The 17,655-nt window shown below is 65.5% G+C and carries 14 protein-coding genes, 1 tRNA gene and 1 pseudogene; all 16 read right to left on the reverse strand.

Annotated features, from left to right (window positions below; genetic code table 11):
* Positions 1-222: 222 nt before the first annotated feature.
* The 16 genes and pseudogenes from TVB01_RS06230 to TVB01_RS06305 all read right to left on the reverse strand — a co-directional run bounded on the left by TVB01_RS06230 (position 223) and on the right by TVB01_RS06305 (position 17,590).
* The gene (locus TVB01_RS06230; RefSeq protein ID WP_422454968.1) at positions 223-1,617 is read right to left on the reverse strand and encodes an ABC transporter substrate-binding protein; all 1,395 of its coding nucleotides are present in this window, start codon (positions 1,615-1,617) and stop codon (positions 223-225) included.
* Positions 1,618-1,807: 190 nt separating this feature from the next.
* Positions 1,808-1,880: transfer RNA gene (locus TVB01_RS06235), tRNA-Leu, on the reverse strand.
* Positions 1,881-2,031: 151 nt separating this feature from the next.
* Positions 2,032-3,414, reverse strand: coding sequence for an NAD(P)/FAD-dependent oxidoreductase (locus TVB01_RS06240; RefSeq protein ID WP_422454969.1), 1,383 nt, complete (start codon positions 3,412-3,414; stop codon positions 2,032-2,034).
* A 79-nt stretch (positions 3,415-3,493) separates the two neighbouring features.
* Complete coding sequence (locus TVB01_RS06245) at positions 3,494-4,870, reverse strand: S8 family serine peptidase (protein ID WP_422454971.1); 1,377 nt, start codon at positions 4,868-4,870, stop codon at positions 3,494-3,496.
* 38 nt (positions 4,871-4,908) lie between these two features.
* A complete protein-coding gene (locus TVB01_RS06250) occupies positions 4,909-5,877 on the reverse strand; it encodes an exopolyphosphatase (protein ID WP_422455098.1) in 969 nt (322 codons plus the stop codon).
* A gap of 105 nt (positions 5,878-5,982) precedes the next feature.
* Positions 5,983-6,552 (reverse strand): annotated as a pseudogene (locus TVB01_RS06255) (DUF501 domain-containing protein); the annotation flags it as partial.
* Between the two features lie 120 nt (positions 6,553-6,672).
* Positions 6,673-7,401 carry an FtsB family cell division protein gene (locus TVB01_RS06260; RefSeq protein WP_422454972.1) on the reverse strand — a complete coding sequence of 243 codons (729 nt, stop codon included), beginning with the start codon at positions 7,399-7,401 and terminating at the stop codon, positions 6,673-6,675.
* A gap of 102 nt (positions 7,402-7,503) precedes the next feature.
* On the reverse strand, positions 7,504-8,784 hold the full coding sequence (gene eno / locus TVB01_RS06265) for a phosphopyruvate hydratase (protein ID WP_422454973.1): 1,281 nt from the start codon (positions 8,782-8,784) through the stop codon (positions 7,504-7,506).
* Positions 8,785-8,902: 118 nt separating this feature from the next.
* Positions 8,903-9,595, reverse strand: coding sequence for a MazG nucleotide pyrophosphohydrolase domain-containing protein (locus TVB01_RS06270; protein WP_422454975.1), 693 nt, complete (start codon positions 9,593-9,595; stop codon positions 8,903-8,905).
* A complete protein-coding gene (locus TVB01_RS06275) occupies positions 9,588-10,727 on the reverse strand; it encodes an adenosine deaminase (protein WP_422455099.1) in 1,140 nt (379 codons plus the stop codon). Before TVB01_RS06275 ends, TVB01_RS06270 begins: the two co-directional genes overlap by 8 nt.
* 45 nt (positions 10,728-10,772) lie before the next feature.
* Positions 10,773-11,417 carry a DedA family protein gene (locus TVB01_RS06280; protein WP_422455101.1) on the reverse strand — a complete coding sequence of 215 codons (645 nt, stop codon included), beginning with the start codon at positions 11,415-11,417 and terminating at the stop codon, positions 10,773-10,775.
* Between the two features lie 241 nt (positions 11,418-11,658).
* Positions 11,659-12,945, reverse strand: coding sequence for a thymidine phosphorylase (locus TVB01_RS06285; protein WP_422454977.1), 1,287 nt, complete (start codon positions 12,943-12,945; stop codon positions 11,659-11,661).
* The gene (locus TVB01_RS06290; protein WP_227895195.1) at positions 12,942-13,376 is read right to left on the reverse strand and encodes a cytidine deaminase; all 435 of its coding nucleotides are present in this window, start codon (positions 13,374-13,376) and stop codon (positions 12,942-12,944) included. The genes TVB01_RS06285 and TVB01_RS06290 overlap by 4 nt, the downstream gene beginning before the upstream one ends.
* Positions 13,377-13,395: 19 nt before the next feature.
* The gene (locus TVB01_RS06295; RefSeq protein WP_422454978.1) at positions 13,396-14,685 is read right to left on the reverse strand and encodes an ABC transporter permease; all 1,290 of its coding nucleotides are present in this window, start codon (positions 14,683-14,685) and stop codon (positions 13,396-13,398) included.
* A complete protein-coding gene (locus TVB01_RS06300) occupies positions 14,682-16,049 on the reverse strand; it encodes an ABC transporter permease (protein WP_422454980.1) in 1,368 nt (455 codons plus the stop codon). The genes TVB01_RS06295 and TVB01_RS06300 overlap by 4 nt, the downstream gene beginning before the upstream one ends.
* Entirely contained in the window at positions 16,046-17,590 is a 1,545-nt protein-coding gene (locus TVB01_RS06305; RefSeq protein WP_422454981.1) for an ABC transporter ATP-binding protein, read from the reverse strand. The genes TVB01_RS06300 and TVB01_RS06305 overlap by 4 nt, the downstream gene beginning before the upstream one ends.
* Positions 17,591-17,655 lie beyond the last annotated feature (65 nt).

Here is a 17,655-nt window from a genome sequence, read left to right on the forward strand (position 1 = left end):
CCCCCGCGCGCGCCCACTGTCGTGTCGGGACGGCAAAGGGCCATCGGGGGCGCCAGGAAGCTCAACGGGAGCGGTACTGTGCGGGAGACCGCTTCCCGTGCGCGGGCGGCGCAGCTGCCCTTTCCCGGCCCCCAGGGACAGTCTCCGCCTGAACATCAAAGGGCCCCCGCCGAAGCGGAGGCCCTTTGAGTTGTGCGAGTGTGTTTGATGCTTGGTTTGGTGCTAGAGCTTTCCAACCTCGGAGCGGCTCGGTACCGGCTTGTTGTCGGCGTCGAACTGGTAGATGCCGATGAAGGCCTCGGTCGGGTCGCCGTTCTCGTCGAACGTGACCGGTCCGGAGTAACCGTCGTAGTCGATGTCTCCGCCGCCGCGCAGGATGGTGACGCAGCCTGCGTAGTCGAAGCACTTCTCGCCGTCGGCGGAAACACCCTGGAGCTCAGCTGCCATTGCCTTGCCGTCGGTGCTGCCGGCAGCTTCAGCTGCCAAAGCCAGCATGGTCACGGCGTCGTAGCTTTCACCGGCGTAGGCCCAGTCCTTCAGGGCCGGGTCGACCTCCAGCAGTGCCTTCTTGAAGTTGTCAGAGGCGAACGGACCCGGGATGGTGCCCTGGGCACCTTCAAGGGTTCCTGCTTCAAGGTCTGCACTGTAATCCGAGGTATTGCCGTCCACGAAGAAGATCTGTGACGGGTCGACGCCCTTGCCGGCGAGCAGCGGTGCGATGCTCTTGGCCTGGTCGAAGCTGATGACGACGATTGCGTCCGGGTTGGCGCCGGCGACGGCGTCAACCTGGCTGCTGAACTGTGAGTCGCCTTCGTTGAACATTTCCTCGGCGACGACCTGGCCGCCTGCGGACTCCACGGAGCCCTTGATGTTCGACTGCAGGCCGGTGCCGTAGGCGTCGTTGAGGACGATCATGCCAACGGTCTGGGCGCCGCACTCCACAATGTAGTTGCCCAGGGTACGGCCCTGGAGAACGTCGGAGGGGGCGGTGCGCCAGTAGAGGCCCTGGTCATCCCAGTCGGTGAAGTCAGGCGATGTGTTGGCCGGGGAGAATTGGATGACGCCGGCACCGGTGATCTGGTTGATAACCGTCTTGGAAACGCCGGACGAGGCGGCACCGATGATGCCGCTGACGCCCTGGCCCAGCAGGTCGGTGACCGATTGGGTGGCGATGTCGGTGGTGGTGTCGCCGGAGTCGCGGTGCACGATCTCGATCGGCTGGCCCAGCACGCCGCCTGATGCGTTGACTTCCTGGGCTGCCAGGTCGACGCCGGCGATTTCCGGCGGGCCCAGGAACGCGAGGGCGCCGGTGGTCGGAAGAAGGGTGCCGAGCTTCAGAGGAGTCTCTGTGGTGCCGGTCGAAGCGGGAACAGCTGAGGGGTCGCCCTTCTCTCCCGGATCCTCTCCGGTGCCGCCCTGGCTTTCCGGGCACGTGAGAACTGAGCTGTCAGCTGACGACGAAGAAGCATCGGACGGCGTGGACTCCGTGCCGGAGTCGCTTCCGCTGGCGCAGCCAGAGGCAAACAGGGCGATGCCCATGCCCAATGCTGCAATCTTTGCTGCGCGGCTGTAACCATCCCCCAGGCCAAGCGGCCCGGTCTTGCGAAGTGCAGTCATGTAGTTTTTCTCCCCGATCGAAAGGCGGGTGCCTTTGATGCTGTTATCAGGTGTTCCTGATTACAAGAAAAACTAGTTGAATAATGTGTCCAAGATAAGAGCCTACGGTTACAGCCTTGTAACACTCGTCACACCTGTGGCCAAGATGTTGCATGATGCCAAGGCGCATGGTTGCTAAACGTTCACTTTGTACCCCAGGTCGGACTCGAACCGACAACACACAGATTTTAAGTCCGCTGCCTCTGCCATTGGGCTACTGGGGCGCCCGCACATCGGAACGCCGGCGAACAAACCGGGTCCAGGCGCATAGACCAGCCTACTTGAGCGGCAGGGACGGCAGGAAACAGGGTTAACGCCGACGGCGGCCACCGGAGGATATCCAGTGGCCGCCGTCGTATGGCGGTTCGCGTGCTGCTACTTGGCGGCAGGCTTCTTGGCGGGCGTTGCAGCCTCCACGAATGCCTTGCGCGGGTTCTTCAGGTGCATCAGCTGCGTGAAGTCACGGCCGAACCAGAAGTTCGCCGCCCAGCCGGAGATGACGCGGAACTTGCGCTCAAACATGGGCATGGCCATGCCGTGATAGCCGCGGTGGGCCAGCCAGGCCGGGAAGCCCTTCATGCCGAAGCCCATGATGTTCGCAACACCCTTGTACTGGCCCAGGCCTGCCACAGCACCGAGGTTCTTGTGGCGGTATTCCTGGACACTGCCCTCTCCGTAGCGTGCAGCAAGGAGGTTCTTGGCCAGGCGCTTGGCCTGGCGGACGGCGTGCTGCGCGTTCGGGACGCAGAACCCTCCGACGCCGCCTCCGGTCAGGTCGGGCACGGCCGAAACGTCGCCGGCCGCCCAGGCACCTTCAAGGGGACCGTCGTCGCCGGTGATCCGCAGTTCGGCGTTGGTTCGCACGCGGCCGCGGTCATCGATCGGGAAGTCGGTGGCGCGGACCATCGGGTTGGCCTGCACGCCGGCAGTCCAGATGAGGGTATCGGCTTCGAATTCGCCGGCCGGGGACTTGTCGGCCATGTTGATGAGCTTCAGCAGGCCGCCTTCGGCGCTGGCCAGCGAGGTGTTGAGCAGCACCTCAATGCCGCGCTCACGCATGGAGGAGACAACCCATTCAGCCTGCTCCGGCTTGACCTCGGGCATGACGCGGCCCATTGCTTCAATCATCACGAAGCGCAGGTCTTCGCGCTTGAGGCGGTTGTTCTCACGCACGGCACTGCGGGCCATGTCTTCGATTTCGGTGATGGTCTCAATGCCGGCGAAGCCGCCGCCGACGACGACGAAGGTCAGTGCGCGGGCGCGGGCAGCCTGATCGGTCATCAGGGAGGCGGTCTCGATGCGCTCGAGCACCTTGTTGCGCATCTCCACTGCTTCTTCGATCGTCTTCATGCCGATGCCAACTTCGGCCAGGCCCGGGATGGGGAAGGTCCGGGTAATGGAGCCGGCAGCAATAACGATGTCGCGGTAGCTGAGCTCGAATGGCTCACCCCCGTCGGCGGGCTCCACGGTGGCTGTGTGGGCGGCATGGTTGACCGCGGTCACCTTGCCCGAAATGAGCTCGGTGTCCTTCAGGTGCATGCGGTGCGAAACGACGGCGTTGCGTGCGTTGATGGTTCCCGCCGCAACCTCAGGCAGGAAGGGCTGGTACGTCATGTACGGCAGCGGATCCACTACCGTGACGATCCCGCCGTGCTTCTTGACCTGCTTCTGCAGGTTCTTGGCTACGTAGAGTCCAACGTAGCCACCGCCAACCACGAGTACGCGTGGACGATCAGAGAACTGTGTGTGCGATGCCATAGCAAATATCCTACCCGACTTGTGAAAGTCTTCACGAAGTGTTCCGCAGTCTGTTTCTACCCGACTGCCCCGGTGCTTATCAAGCGGAGCGGGAAGGCTCCAGTTTCTGTTCCTCCCCGCCGGGGAGGTCCCCCGGAACGGCGCCTGCAGACGCCTCGGCGGAGCGCCGGATCCGCAGGACGGCGATGCTTCCGCCGGCGCCAACGAGCAGGATCAGTCCGGCGAAGCCCAGGACCAGCACGGCCGGCAGCGGGTCTTCTTCAGTGTAGGGTTCAGCCGCAGCGGGCACCTTGGGTTCCGGAATATCCGGCAGGGCCTCGCTGACCGGTTCAGGTCCGGCCGGCGCGGTCGGAGCCTCGCCGCGGCGGTGGATCCGGATCCATTCTTCAATGGTTCCGAGTGGATTACCTGCCACCGCGGGAACGTCTGCATTCAACGCGGCGTTGGCGTCGATAATTCCGTAGCCGTAGAGGGTATCCCGGCCCGGAACCCCGCCGTCCTTGGCCGTGGTAATGATCCGGTTGATGACCTGGGCCGCTGTCAGTTCCGGGTACGCGGACCGGATCAGGGCGGCGACGCCGGACACCAGCGGTGCCGCAGCGGAGGTGCCGGACCACTCGGCGTACCGGGAGGCACCCTCCGGGAGCCCGCCCACCAGGTTCTCGGCGGGCGCAGCAACTCCGATGCTGATGCCTTCGGAGGAGGAATCCCAGCTCGCCTTCCCCTGCCGGTCCAGGCCGGCAACGGTCAGCACGCCCGGAATGGTGGCTGGTGCTCCAACCTGGATCATCCCGACGCCGCGGTTTCCCGCAGCGGCGACAATCACGACGTCGTTCTGCTCGGCGTAAAGGAAGGCGTCATCCCAGCTCTCCGGCCACGCGGTGGACGAAGAACCCAGTGACATGTTGATCACCTTCGCGCCGTTGTCCACTGCCCAGCGCACCGCGTTGGGCAGCTGCTGGTCAATGGGAACGCCTCCGGGGTTCGCTTCGCCGATCCATGCCGAAACCGTCAGCAGTTCGGCCTTGGGCGCTACCCCGATAATCCCGTCAGGCCCGTTGCCCGGGCCCTTGTAATCCTGCTCGTCCTTGTCCTCGCCGTCCTCGCTGTCCTTGGCGGCATGCCCGCGGCCCGCCAGCAGGGTGGCAACCAGCGTTCCGTGCTCCGGGTTGACGCCCAGTCCCCTGCCGCCGGACGGATCGCCGGCGCCGGACACATCGGTTCCCCCGGCGATGGCACCGGCCAAGTCGGGGTGGGAAGGATCAATGCCGGTGTCAATGACCGCGACCTTCACCCCTTCCCCCTGGGACTTCTTCCACGCTTCCGTGATGCCGTAGTCGGCCAGCCAGTATTCCCTGTCCCGCCACTCATCGGCGTGGGCAGGCGCAGGTGCTGCCAACTGGATCAGCAGGACCGCTGTCAGGGACAGGGCACCGCTGCCCGCAGCGCGCCTCATCGCGGCGCCCTTTGGGCGCCGTTCCTTTCCTTCCACGCTCACCGCAGCGTGCTCAGTGCGATGCCGTCGAGAATGTCGTGCTCGGAAGTCACGGCGGACTCCACGCGCCCGTCAGTCAGTTCGGCCATGCGGTCCACGATCGTCTTCCAGATCAGGGCGCCGGCGCCAATGACGTCCACGCGGCCGGGGTGCATGTAAGGCAGGGCAGCCCTTTCGTCGTGCGACATGTGCAGGAGCGACTTCGTGGCGTCGTCGATCGCTTCGGCGCTCAGTTCGCTGCCGTGGATTGCGGCGGAGGAGTATTCCGGAAGTTTCAAGGCATGGGCCGTCACCGTGGTGATCGTTCCGGCAACCCCAACGAGCCTGTCGGCCGTGGAAAGCGGCACGGTCTCCAGGACCTGCGCCACCATGTCCAGGATGTCCCCCCGTGCCATGGCGATCTGGGCGTCGGTGGGAGGATCGGAAACGAGGTGGCGCTCGGTGAAGCGAACACAGCCCATGTCGGTGCTCTTGGCGGCCAGCACGCCCTCGGACGTGCCGAGGACGAACTCCGTCGATCCGCCGCCCAGGTCCACGACCAGCGTTCGGGTTCCGTTGCCGGCAGGCAGGACGCTGGTGGCGCCGGCGAAGGACAGTCCCGCTTCCTCGTCGCCGCTGATGACTTCCGGGCTCACGCCCAGACGGGCGCGGACGCCGTCCATGAATTCGTCACGGTTCTCCGCGTCACGCGTGGCGGAAGTAGCCACGAAACGGACCTTCTCAGCGCGGTGTTCCTTGATTAGCGCGGCATATTCATCGGTCGCCGCAAAGGTGCGTTCAAGTGCCTCAGCAGAGAGGCGGCCTGTGGCATCGACTCCTTCGCCCAGCCGGACAATACGCATCAGGCGCACGACGTCGGTGAGCGTGGTGACGCCGTCGACCGTTTCCGCGTCGGCAATCAGCAGGCGGATCGAATTCGTTCCGCAGTCAACGGCAGCTACCCGGACCACGTGGTTCGTGTTTTCCATGGCCTGTTCCCCTTCTCCGGCCGCTTCCTGCTCCGCAGCTGCCGCCGCGCGCCGGGCAGCGCGCTTGCGGTCCAGCTCAGCAGCCGAAAGTCCCTGCGTCTTCGTGTGGCGGCTCAGGTCCCGCGAGGGTGCAGGTCCGTCAACCGCCCATGCGCCCTCACAATAGCAGCGCTCACGCGTCCACCATTCGGAGATGGCTTCCAGTGCTTCGTCACCCAGCGGGTTTACGCCGGGTCCGGCCGCCAGGGAGTGGCCGACCAGCACGTGAAGGCACTTCACCCGTGTGGGCATTCCGCCGGCCGAAACGCCGTCGATCTCCGGAACAGGTCCGGTGCCCGTGCGTTCCCCGATCTCCTTGCGGACCTGGAGATAGGCCTCATGTGCCTGGCGGTAGCGGGCAGCCAGCTCGGCATCGGTTTCCAGCCGGGCAGTCATTTCCGTCATCATTCCCGCGGCCTCCAGCCGGGAAACGGCGGACGTGATCACCGGGTGGGTCAGGTAGTACGTCGTGGGGAAGGGAATTCCGTTGCCCAGCCGGGGTGCCGTGGTGGCCACCAGCGGGTTGCCGCAGATGCAGCGGGCGCCGATTTCAACGACGTCACGCACCGGCCGTCCGAGCTGCCGGCTCAGGGTCTCCAGATCGTCCTGGGTCGGTGTGAGCTGGTCAGGGGTCATGCGGCGAAGGTCCTTCCTGGGGGTCCGCGAAGGACCCGAGGTGTAGCTGTCTCAGTCATCCAGCCTACTGTGCCCAGAGGGAAACCGGTTCCCCTCCGAGGTTCCCGGCCCGCCTGCCGGTTACGGTGCAGTGGCGGAACGGAGGACCGAATCCCACAGTGCATCGACCCATTCCAGGTCCTGCGGCGCCTCTGCCGCGGCCTGTTCCTCGATCTCCTCGATCCCGTTCTCGCCCTTGACCAGGTAGCGGGTTTCGCCGGGCATCACCAGGAAGATCCGCTCCCGGGCCTGTGCCTTGATGAAGGCCGGGTCTTCCCACCGGTCCAGAGTCTGCTCGAGCTCTGCTCCGACTTCCTGCTCCCGGGCAATCTGGGCCTCCAGGGCTGCGATTTCGGAGCGCTGCTGCAGATAGGTCCGCACCGAGGGCGCCAGCAGGACCGTGACGACCACCATCACGATTCCAAGTGCCAGCAGCCGTCCGGAAAACGACTTCGCCGGGACGGGCTGCAAGGGTGCGTCCGTCCTCGGGGACGCCTGTGCCGGTTCGCTGCCGGGGGCCGAGACACCGCTGCGGATTTCGGCGGCAAGTTCCTGCCGGGCGGCGGCGCGGGCAGCCGAGCCGCTGTTGGGCTTGGAGTCCTTCTGTGACTTCGGCAGCCGGGGCTTGCGGCCTGCGGTTTTCGCGCCCGTGGTGCTCTTTGGCGCGCCGGGGGCGCTGTTCCCGGCTGCTGTGCCCGGGGCGTTGCCGCCCGTCGATGCTGCCTGCCCGCCGGGATCACGGCGTACACGGGGCGCGGCCGGAAGTCCGTCGGCCGCCGGCTTGGGGACCTTGGGGCGTCGGGTGGACATGGGGCTCCTTGCGTGGCGGGCTCTGTGGATCTGGGTGTGCCCGGGAAAAACGCCGACGGCGGGCACCCCCGTATTCGAGGGTACCCACCGCCGGTGTACTTGCTAGGCCGTGAAACGCGGGAAAGCGCTGCGTCCTGCGTAGCGTGCGGCGTCGTCGAGCTCTTCTTCGATGCGCAGCAGCTGGTTGTACTTGGCCACGCGCTCGGAGCGGGCCGGGGCACCGGTCTTGATCTGGCCGGCGTTGGTCGCCACGCAGATGTCGGCAATGGTGGTGTCCTCGGTTTCGCCGGAGCGGTGCGAGGTGATCGTCGTGTAGCCGGCGCGCTGAGCCATGGTGATGGCATCCAGGGTCTCGGACAGCGTGCCGATCTGGTTGACCTTCACCAGCAGCGAGTTGGCGGCGTTTTCCTTGATGCCGGTCTCGAGGCGGGCGGGGTTGGTGACGAAGAGGTCGTCGCCAACCAGCTGGACCTTGTCCCCGAGGCTGGCGGTGAGGGCTTTCCAGCCGTCCCAGTCGTTCTCATCCAGCGGATCTTCGATGGAGACCAGCGGGTAGTCACGGACCAGTTCCTCGTAGTAGGCGGACATTTCCGCGGCACTGCGGTTCTGGCCTTCGAAGACGTAGGAGCCGTCCTTGAAGAACTCGGAGGAGGCAACGTCCAGGGCCAGGGCGATGTCGGTTCCCGGTGTGTAACCGGCCCGCGTGATGGCTTCGAGGATCAGGTCCAGGGCTGCACGGTTCGACGGCAGGTTCGGAGCGAAGCCGCCTTCGTCGCCGAGGCCGGTGGAGAGGCTCTGCTCCTTCAGGACGGACTTGAGGTTGTGGTAAACCTCCACGCCCCAGCGCAGGCCTTCCGAGTAGGTGTCAGCACCCAGCGGAACGATCATGAATTCCTGGATGTCGACGTCGGAATCCGCGTGGGAGCCGCCGTTGAGGATGTTCATCAGCGGCACGGGCAGGATGTGCGCGTTCGGGCCGCCGAGGTAGCGGTAGAGCGGCAGGGCCGCGGACTCTGCTGCGGCACGGGCCACGGCGAGGGAGACACCGAGGATGGCGTTCGCGCCCAGTCCCGACTTGTTCTCGGTCCCGTCCAGGTCGATCATGGCCTGATCGATGGCACGCTGGTCGGCGGCATCGAAGCCCAGCAGTGCCGGCTGGATCTGGTCGATCACGGCTTCCACGGCCTGGAGCACGCCTTTGCCCTGGTAGCGGTCCTTTTCGCCGTCGCGGCGTTCATTGGCTTCGAAAGCGCCGGTGGAAGCACCGGAAGGAACGGCGGCACGGCCGAACGTGTCATCGTCGAGCAGGACCTCGACCTCCACGGTCGGGTTTCCCCGGGAATCAAGGATCTCTCGGGCGTGGATGGCATCAATGATGGCCATGGGAATGCTCCTGTTCATTGGAACTTGAGGGTGGAAACTACAGCCGGGCCTATGACGGGGACCACGCTGTCTGCTCCCAGCCTAGTGGAATCCGCGCCCTTAGTAAGGACCGGAGGCGTCATTCGGTAACGGGAGGCGCCGCAGCCGTAAAACGGCGGACTGCCGCACGCAGGGCGGCTTCGGGATCGATGCCGCGTTCCGTAGCCTGGCGCACCGTTTCGAACAGCAGTGCGCCGAGTTCCTCTTCGCTGTCCCAGGCGGGTCCCGTTCCGTCCGCCGCGGGCACCGGCAGGCCGGCCCGCCGGGCCCTTGCCTGCGCTTTCGCGGCCAGGGCGAGGGCCGGGAGAGAGGCCGGAATGCCGTCGAACGGGCTGGTCCGGTGCGGCTTCTCGGTCTTTTTCACAGCGTCCCAGGAACGCTCGATCTCCGCCTGGTCCTCGGTGGTTGCCTCGGTGAGGGTGCCGTCAGGTTTGAAGACGTGGGGATTGCGCCGGATCATCTTCCTGGTCAGCGACTCGACGACGTCGGCAATAGAGAAGTGGCCGGCTTCCTCCTGGAGCCGGGCGTGCAGCAGCACCTGGAACAGGACGTCCCCTAGTTCGCCGCTTAGTTCAGCGGCATCTTCTGCCCCGGTGTGGCCGGTTTCCACTGCCTCGATGACTTCGTAGGATTCCTCGAGCAGGTATTCCAGGAGCGACTCGTGGGTCAGCGCACCGGTCCAGGGACAGCGTTCTCGCAGCAGGGCGATGACCTGGGCCAGGCGGGCGAACGCCTGCCCCAGGTCACCGGCCCCGGAAGCTTCGCTAGCCACGGGCGCGGTTGAATCCTTCGGTGACGTACCCGGCCAGGGCTGCACGCTCTTCCAGCGGCAGGAACGCAGCGTTGACGGCGTTCATGGTCAGCTCCAGGATGTCGTCCAGGTCGTAGTCGAAGGTCTCGACCAGGAGTTCGAACTCGTCCGTCAGGCTGACCCCGCTCATCAGGCGGTTGTCGGTGTTTACCGTCACGATGAAGCCGGTCTGGTAGAGCAGGTCGATCGGATGCGATTCGATGTCCTCACCGAAGGATTCCACCGCGCCGGTCTGCAGGTTCGAGGAAGGGCAGATCTCCAGCGGGATCCCCCTGTCCCGGACCCAGCCGGCCACGTCGCCCAGGGTGACCATGCCGACTGAGGTGTCATTCCCGGCGTCGGGCGCGTCCTCGTCTTCGAAGTCGACTTCGATGTCCTCCGCGATCCGCACGCCGTGGCCCAGGCGAAGCGCCCGTCCGTGGACCAGGGCGTCCACAATGCTCTCCACGCCCGCGGCTTCGCCGGCGTGGACCGTCACAGGAAACATCTGCTCGGCGAGGTAGGTAAAGGCATCCTTGAAGCGCGACGGCGGGAAGCCGTCCTCAGCGCCGGCAATGTCAAAGCCCACGGCGCCGCGGTCGCGGTGGCGGACGGCGAGTTCGGCAATCTCCATGCCGCGGTCACCGTGCCGCATGGCGGTAATGAGCTGCCCTGCCTGGATCAGGTGTCCGTTGGCTTCGGCGTCGGCCACGCCTTCCTCCAGGCCGGCCTGGACGGCTTCAACGGCCTCGTCCAGGCTGAGTCCACCGCGCAGGTGCTGCTCGGGTGCCCAGCGGACTTCGGCGTACACCACTCCGTCCTCCACCAGGTCCTCAACGAACTCGCGGGCAACCCGGGTCAGGCCCTCACGGGTCTGCATCACGGCGATGGTGTGGTCGAAGGTTTCCAGGTAGCGGACCAGCGAGCCGGAGTTCGCCGATTCACGGAACCACTCCCCCAGGGCGACGGGGTCGGTGGACGGCAGCGTGTGGCCTGCGGCCTCGGCAAGCTCCACGATCGTGCCCGGGCGCAGTCCGCCGTCGAGGTGGTCGTGGAGGGAAACCTTGGGCAGTACGCGGACGTCGAAGGTGGAAAGGGCAGCGGGATTCGTCATGGGCTCAGTCACATGCCAACTCTACGTGAGGGTCACCCGGCGCGCTTAAGGCTCAGAGTTGACATTCTCTTCCAGCGGCTCGCGGGTGCGGAGAGGAGTCGGTCCGCGGAGCTTGGCGATGATCCGGTCGATGATCAGGCCCAGGACCAGCGCAACGGTGATCGCCACCACCACAGCGAGCAGGTGGTTCTCCTTGAACCAGGCCCCGGCGAGGGCGCCGATAGCCACGGAGTACGCCGCCCACAGAATCGCCGACATGCCCGTCAATGCCACGAACATCCGCCGCGGGAAGCGGGTGGCCCCGGCGGTCAGGTTGACCACCACCCGGCCCACGGGGATAAACCGTGCGATCAGGATCAGGGACACTGCACGCTTCTCCAGCTCACGTCCTGCCCACACGAAGCCCCGCTGCATTCGCGGACCGCGCATCCAGCGGAACCTGTCAGTACGCAGTGTCCGGCCCAGGGCGTAGGCGATGTTGTCGCCGACGAAGGCGCCGGCCGCTGCTGAGACGGCGATCAGCCAGACGTTCGGTCCGCCGTCCAGGAACACGAGGGCGGACAACCCGACCACGAGTGATTCGCTGGGGATGGGGGGAAAGAATCCGTCCAGCAGGCAACAGGCGAAGAGCACGAAATAAACCCAGGGAGCCCCTGAGTAGGCCAGGACGAATTCGTTGATGGTGTCCATTACGGCGTTAAGAACGTCCAATGGGCGGCACTCCTCGGGTAGATATCTGTACCTACAACGATGCCACTTCTGAAAGAGTGCCCGTCACCGGGCATGTCCCCGGGAGCACCCTGAGAGAACCCCGCCCCGACCCTGAGTCCGCCCTGCTGACCCGTCCTCTTCCCCGCGAGATAGCAGAAACTGCCCGTATGAGAGCTCATACGGGCAGTTTCTGTCATCTCGGTGAGGGGAGGCGCGTGACCTAGCTGATCCGGTCGAGGATCAGCGGAGCGACGTTCCCGGCGGCCGGGGAAATCGTGACGGCGTCCGCCAGCACTTCCTTGGCCCGGTCGAACTTCTCCGGGGTGTCCGTCAACAGGGTCATCAGCGGCGTCCCGGCCTTGACCGTGTCGCCGGGCTTGGCGTGCAGCCGTACGCCGGCGCCGAGCTGGACCGCGTCTTCCTTCCGGGCCCGGCCTGCACCGAGCCGCCAGGCTGCGACGCCGACGGCGAGGGCGTCGAGCTCCGTGAGGACCCCGTCTGCCGAAGCCAGGATCGTCTCGGACTCCTTGGCTACCGGAAGGGCGGCATCCGGGTCGCCGCCCTGTGCCTGGATCATCCGGCGCCAGACGTCCATGGCGCGCCCGTCCTTTAGCGCGGCCTCGGGGTCGGCGTCGGGCTGGCCGGCGGCGGTGAGCATTTCACGCGCCAGCGCCACAGTCAGTTCGACGACGTCGGACGGGCCTCCGCCGGCGAGGACCTCCACCGATTCCTCCACCTCGATGGCATTGCCGGCGGTCAGGCCCAGCGGCGTCGCCATGTTAGTGAGCAAGGCCACGGTGTTCACGCCTGCATCTTTACCGAGTGTGACCATGGTGCGGGCCAGCTCCCGGGCGTCGTCCAGGTTCTTCATGAAGGCTCCGGAGCCGACCTTGACGTCCAGCACCAGCGACCCGGTGCCTTCGGCAATCTTCTTGCTCATGATCGAGGACGCGATCAGCGGAATGGCTTCAACCGTTCCCGTGACGTCGCGCAGTGCGTAGAGCTTCTTGTCCGCGGGCGCCAGACCGGCACCGGCTGCACAGATCACGGCGCCGACGTCCGCCAGCTGTGCCATCATTTCGTCGTTGCTCAGGGCAGCACGCCAGCCGGGAATGGCTTCGAGCTTATCCAGCGTTCCGCCGGTGTGACCCAGTCCGCGGCCGGAGAGCTGCGGCACGGCAACCCCGAAGACCGCCACCAGCGGAGCCAGCGGCAGGGTGATCTTGTCCCCCACGCCGCCGGTTGAGTGCTTGTCCGAGGTCGGCTTGCCCAGGGAAGAGAAGTCCATCCGCTCCCCCGAGGCAATCATGGCTGCGGTCCAGCGGGAGATTTCTTCCCGGTTCATGCCGTTGAGCAGAATGGCCATGTTCAGGGCTGCCATCTGCTCGTCAGCAATGGCGCCGCGGGTGTAGGCGTCGATCGTCCAGTCGATCTGCTCCGGGGAGAGTGTCCCCCGGTCCCGCTTGGTGCGGATGATGTCTACGGTGTCGAACTTTTCGGAACTCATTTGCCTGCCTCTTCCAGGTGCTGCGGCCCAAAGGCGTCCGGCAGCACTTCGTCCATGGTCCTGATGCCGCTTACGGTCAGCAGCTGCATGCCCGGAGCCCGGAATTCGTACAGCAGCTGGCGGCAGCGGCCACACGGCATCAGGGTCTGGCCCTGGCCGTCGACACAGGTGAAGGCCACCAGGCGGCCTCCGCCGGTCATGTTGAGCTGGCTGATCATGGAGCACTCAGCGCACAGCGTCAGGCCGTAGGAAGCGTTCTCGATGTTGCAGCCTGAGACGATCCGGCCGTCGTCGGTCAATGCCGCGGCGCCCACTGGATAACGGGAGTAGGGAACATAGGCGTGGGCCATGGCTTCGCGGGCGGCGTCCTGTAGGACGGCCCAGTCGACGTCGGCCGGTGCGTGGGCAGGGATGCCTGCTTCTGCGTTCATTGTTTTCCTTTCGGGCTTCTCAGCCCTTGATGTACGGTATGCCGCTCGCTGCCGGCCCCCGGGACTTACCTACCACGCCGGCGACGGCGAAGATGGTTACCACATAGGGCAGCATGGCCAGGAACTGGTTCGGGACCGGCGTGCCCAAGAGGCTCAGCACCGACTGCAGGTTCGACGCGAAGCCGAAGAGCAGTGCCGCGAACAGTGCGCCGATCGGATTCCAGCGGCCCAGGATCAGCGCAGCAAGAGCGATGTAGCCCTGGCCCGACGTCATGTCCCGGTTGAAGGAGGACACCGATACGAGGGTGAAGAACGCACCGCCGACTCCGGCCACGGCACCTGCCAGCAGGACGTTCCAGAACCGGGTCCGGTTCACGTTCACGCCCAGGGTGTCTGCCGCCTTGGGGTGCTCGCCCACGGCACGGGTGCGCAGGCCCCACTTGGTATGGAAAAGTCCGAAGTACACGGCTGCCACGGCCACATACATCAGGTAGCCGATGATGGACTGGTCGAAGAGGATCGGGCCCAGGATCGGAATGTCGGACAGCAGCGGGATGGGAATCGATTCCAGGCGGGGCGGCGAGTTCCACTTCGCGGAGTCGGCGCTCAGCACGGTGGAGAAGAGGAATCCGGTCAGGCCGGACACCAGCACGTTCAGCACGACGCCGACGATCACCTGGTTCACGATGTACTTGATGCTGAACACTGCCAGGACCAGCGAGACCAGCACGCCGGCAATGGCTGCCGCGAACAGGCCCACAAAGGCGTTGCCTGAGAGCGAGCCTGCCACCGCGGCGGCAAAGGCGCCGAAAAGCAGCTGCCCTTCGATCGCAATGTTCACCACACCCGAGCGTTCACACAGCACGCCGGACAGCGAACCGAAGATCAGCGGGAACGCCAGGACGAAGGAACCTGCCAGCAGGCCGTAGAGCGCGACGCTGGGGCTTCGGGCACTGCCCACCGCCCAGGTAAGGAAGGCGGCGACGAAGAACACCGCGAACACGGCAATCAGCCATCCGGGGATGTGCTGGTAGCGGCTAACCAGGACAAACGCGTACGCCGCCGAGGCCAGCAGGACCACGGAAGCGATCCACCCGAGGACCGGAGCGGAGACCACGACGTCGGGCAGCGGGAACGCTGAGTTCCCCTCCGTCAACCGGAAGGTCACGTCAGTGGACGGCGCTCCGAGCCCGAAGACAATGAAGCCAAGCAGGGCGAGGATGCCGAGCAGGATGGGCGTTTTCCAGCTGCGGATGATCTGGATGTCTGCCGGCCGGCCGGCCGGGGAAAGAGTTGTTGCGGTGCTCATGATGCTCCTTGCCCTGCATCGGCGTTTTTGGGCGTGCGCTTGCCGGACGTCTTGAACGCCCCGGGCGGCGGGATCCTGAAGATGGACCGGACCAGCGGCGGCGCGGCGATGAAGAGGACGATCAGTGACTGGACCACCAGCACAATGTCGATGTTGGTTCCCGTGCTGGTCTGCATGGTGACGCCTCCGGCGCGGAAGGCGCCGAAGAGCAGGCCTGCGGCAAAGGTGCCCCACGGGGTGGAACGTCCCAGGAGTGCAACGGTGATGGCATCGAAGCCAAAGCTGGCCGCAACACCGGAGGTCAGCACGCGTTCGGTACCGGAGACCTGTGCAACGCCGGCAAGGCCGGCCAGTGCACCCGCGATCAGCATCACGGTCACGTAGCCCTTGGTCGTATTGATGCCTGCGTTCCGGGCTGCGGCGGGGTTCGCACCAACGGCGCGAAGCTCAAAGCCGACCGTGGAACGGTTCAGCAGCCACCAGATGAAGACCGTGGCGGCAATGGCCATGATGAAGCCCCAGTGGAGGCGGAATCCGCTGCCCAGCAGGGACGGGAACATGGCGGAATCATCAACCTGCGGGCTGATCGGGTTGGTGGAGCCGGGGCGCTGGAATCCGGGGGTGGTGAGCAGGAAGAGCACCAGCTGGATCGCGATGTAGTTCAGCATGATGGTCACGATGACCTCGTGCGCACCGGTTCGGGCCTTGAGCAGGCCGGCTATGCCGCCCCAGATGGCACCGCCGAGTGCACCGGCAATGACCACGAGCAGCAGGTGCAGGCCCACCGGCAGGTGCCAGGTAAAACCAACCCAGGCTGCCAGGGTTGCACCGATGATGATCTGGCCCTGCGCGCCGATGTTGAACAGCCCGGCGCGGAACGCCAGGGCGACACCGAGGCCGGCGCAGATCAGCGGGGTCGCCACCGTCAGCGTCTGCGTCAGAGGGTAGATCATCCGGGAGAAGGTCTCGGCCTCGTTATTGAAGATCGATCCCTGGAACAGGGCGACGTAGGCTCCCGAAGCTGCCGACCAGGCAGCAGCGAAAAGATCCGCCGGCCGGGAGAAGAAGTAGGCAGATGCCTTCGCAACATCCTCGTCAGTCAAGGCAATCAGCAGGCCGCCCACGACCAGTGCCATCAGCACGGACAGGACGGAGACCAGGGCGTTCCCGGTCACGATGCGGCGCAGGAGGGACTCCTGGCCCTCCTCGGGGTGGAGTTCAGAGGCCGGCACCGGCACCGCGGGAGGCGGCATCGCCCCGCCTGCTGTTTCGGCAGAGGTCAGCAGGCGGGTTTCTTCAGCAGCCGCCTCCTCTTTCCGGTGGGCCGGATCGCCCTGCTGCCTGTGTGCTTCTTCCGGGCTCACTGCGCCCCTCCCTCGTTCTCGCTCTGCTGCGAAAGTGCGTCTTCGGCGCGCATGCCGGCCATCATCAGGCCCAGCACATCGCGCGAGGTGTTGCTCGGGACAATGCCCATGAGCTTGCCGCTGTACAGCACGGCGATCCGGTCTGCCAGCTCCAGGACTTCGTCCAGTTCGGTGGAAACGATCATCACCGGCGTTCCGCCGTCGCGCTCGGCAATGATGCGCTTGTGCAGGAACTCGATGGACCCCACGTCCACGCCGCGCGTCGGCTGGGAGGCGATGAACAGCGACAACGGGCGCGAAAGCTCCCGGGCCATGACGACTTTCTGCTGGTTGCCGCCGGACAGCGTCCCTGCTGCGGCTTCGGCTGACTGCGTACGGATATCGAACTCGTCGATCTTCTCCGCGGCATTGGCCGCCACCACCGCGGGACGCATGGACAGTCCCTTGGCGAAGGGCGCCTTGTTGTACCGGTTCAGAATCAGGTTCTCCGCGACCGTGAAGGGCCCGACCAGCCCGTCAACGCTGCGGTCCTCGGGCACGAAGCCCACGCCGGCGTCGATGATCTGGGCGACCCGTTTGCCCACCAGTTCTTCACCGTCGAGCTGGATCGAGCCGGTCACGTGCTCCTGCAGGCCCATGATGGCCTCGGTCAGTTCGGTCTGGCCGTTGCCCTGGACACCGGCAACGGCGAGGATCTCGCCCTTGGAGATCTCGAAGCTCAGGTGGTCGACCACTGCCTGGCCGGTATCGGAGAGCACCACAAGGTCGCGGACCTGGAAAGTGGCTGCTCCCGGCTGCGCCGGTTCCTTCTGCAGGTTGAGGCTGACGGAGCGGCCCACCATCATGGAGGCCAGTTCCGTGGTGGATGCGCCGGGCGCGGCATCGCCGACGACCTTGCCGCGCCGGATCACCGTAATGACGTCGGACACGGCTTTGACTTCGCGCAGCTTGTGGGAAATGAACACCACGGATTTGCCGTCGTTGCACAGCTGGCGCATGATCGCCAGCAGTTCGTCGGTCTCGCGCGGAGTCAGCACGGCGGTGGGCTCATCAAGGATCAGGACTTCAGCGTCCCGGATCAGGGCCTTGATGATCTCCACGCGCTGCTGCACGCCAACGGGCAGGTCCTCGACGACGGCGTCCGGATCCACGTCGAACCCGTACTGGTTCGAAATCTCGCGGATGCGGGCGCGCGTGGTGTCCAGGTTGAGGGCACCGGCGACCTTGGTGCTCTCATTGCCAAGGGCAACGTTCTCGGCAACGGTGAAGACCGGTACCAGCATGAAGTGCTGGTGCACCATGCCGATTCCTGCGGCCATTGCATCACCCGGACCTGAGAAGACAACGGGTTTGCCGTTGATCAGGATTTCGCCCTCTGTCGGTTCATAGAGGCCGTACAGGACGTTCATGAGCGTTGACTTGCCCGCCCCGTTTTCACCGAGAAGGCTGTGTACCTGTCCCGGCTCGATGACCAGGTCAATGTGGTCGTTGGCAACCAAGGTGCCGAAGCGCTTGGTGATGCCTTTGAGTTCGAGTTTCACAACCCCAACCAATCTGTTTGTGTCTGAGTGTTTGGGTACCCCCTGTTGGAAGGTTACCCGGAACA

It is taken from the genome of Arthrobacter sp. 7Tela_A1, assembly GCF_049311065.1.
In the GTDB taxonomy this organism is placed as follows: Bacteria; Actinomycetota; Actinomycetes; order Actinomycetales; family Micrococcaceae; genus Arthrobacter_B.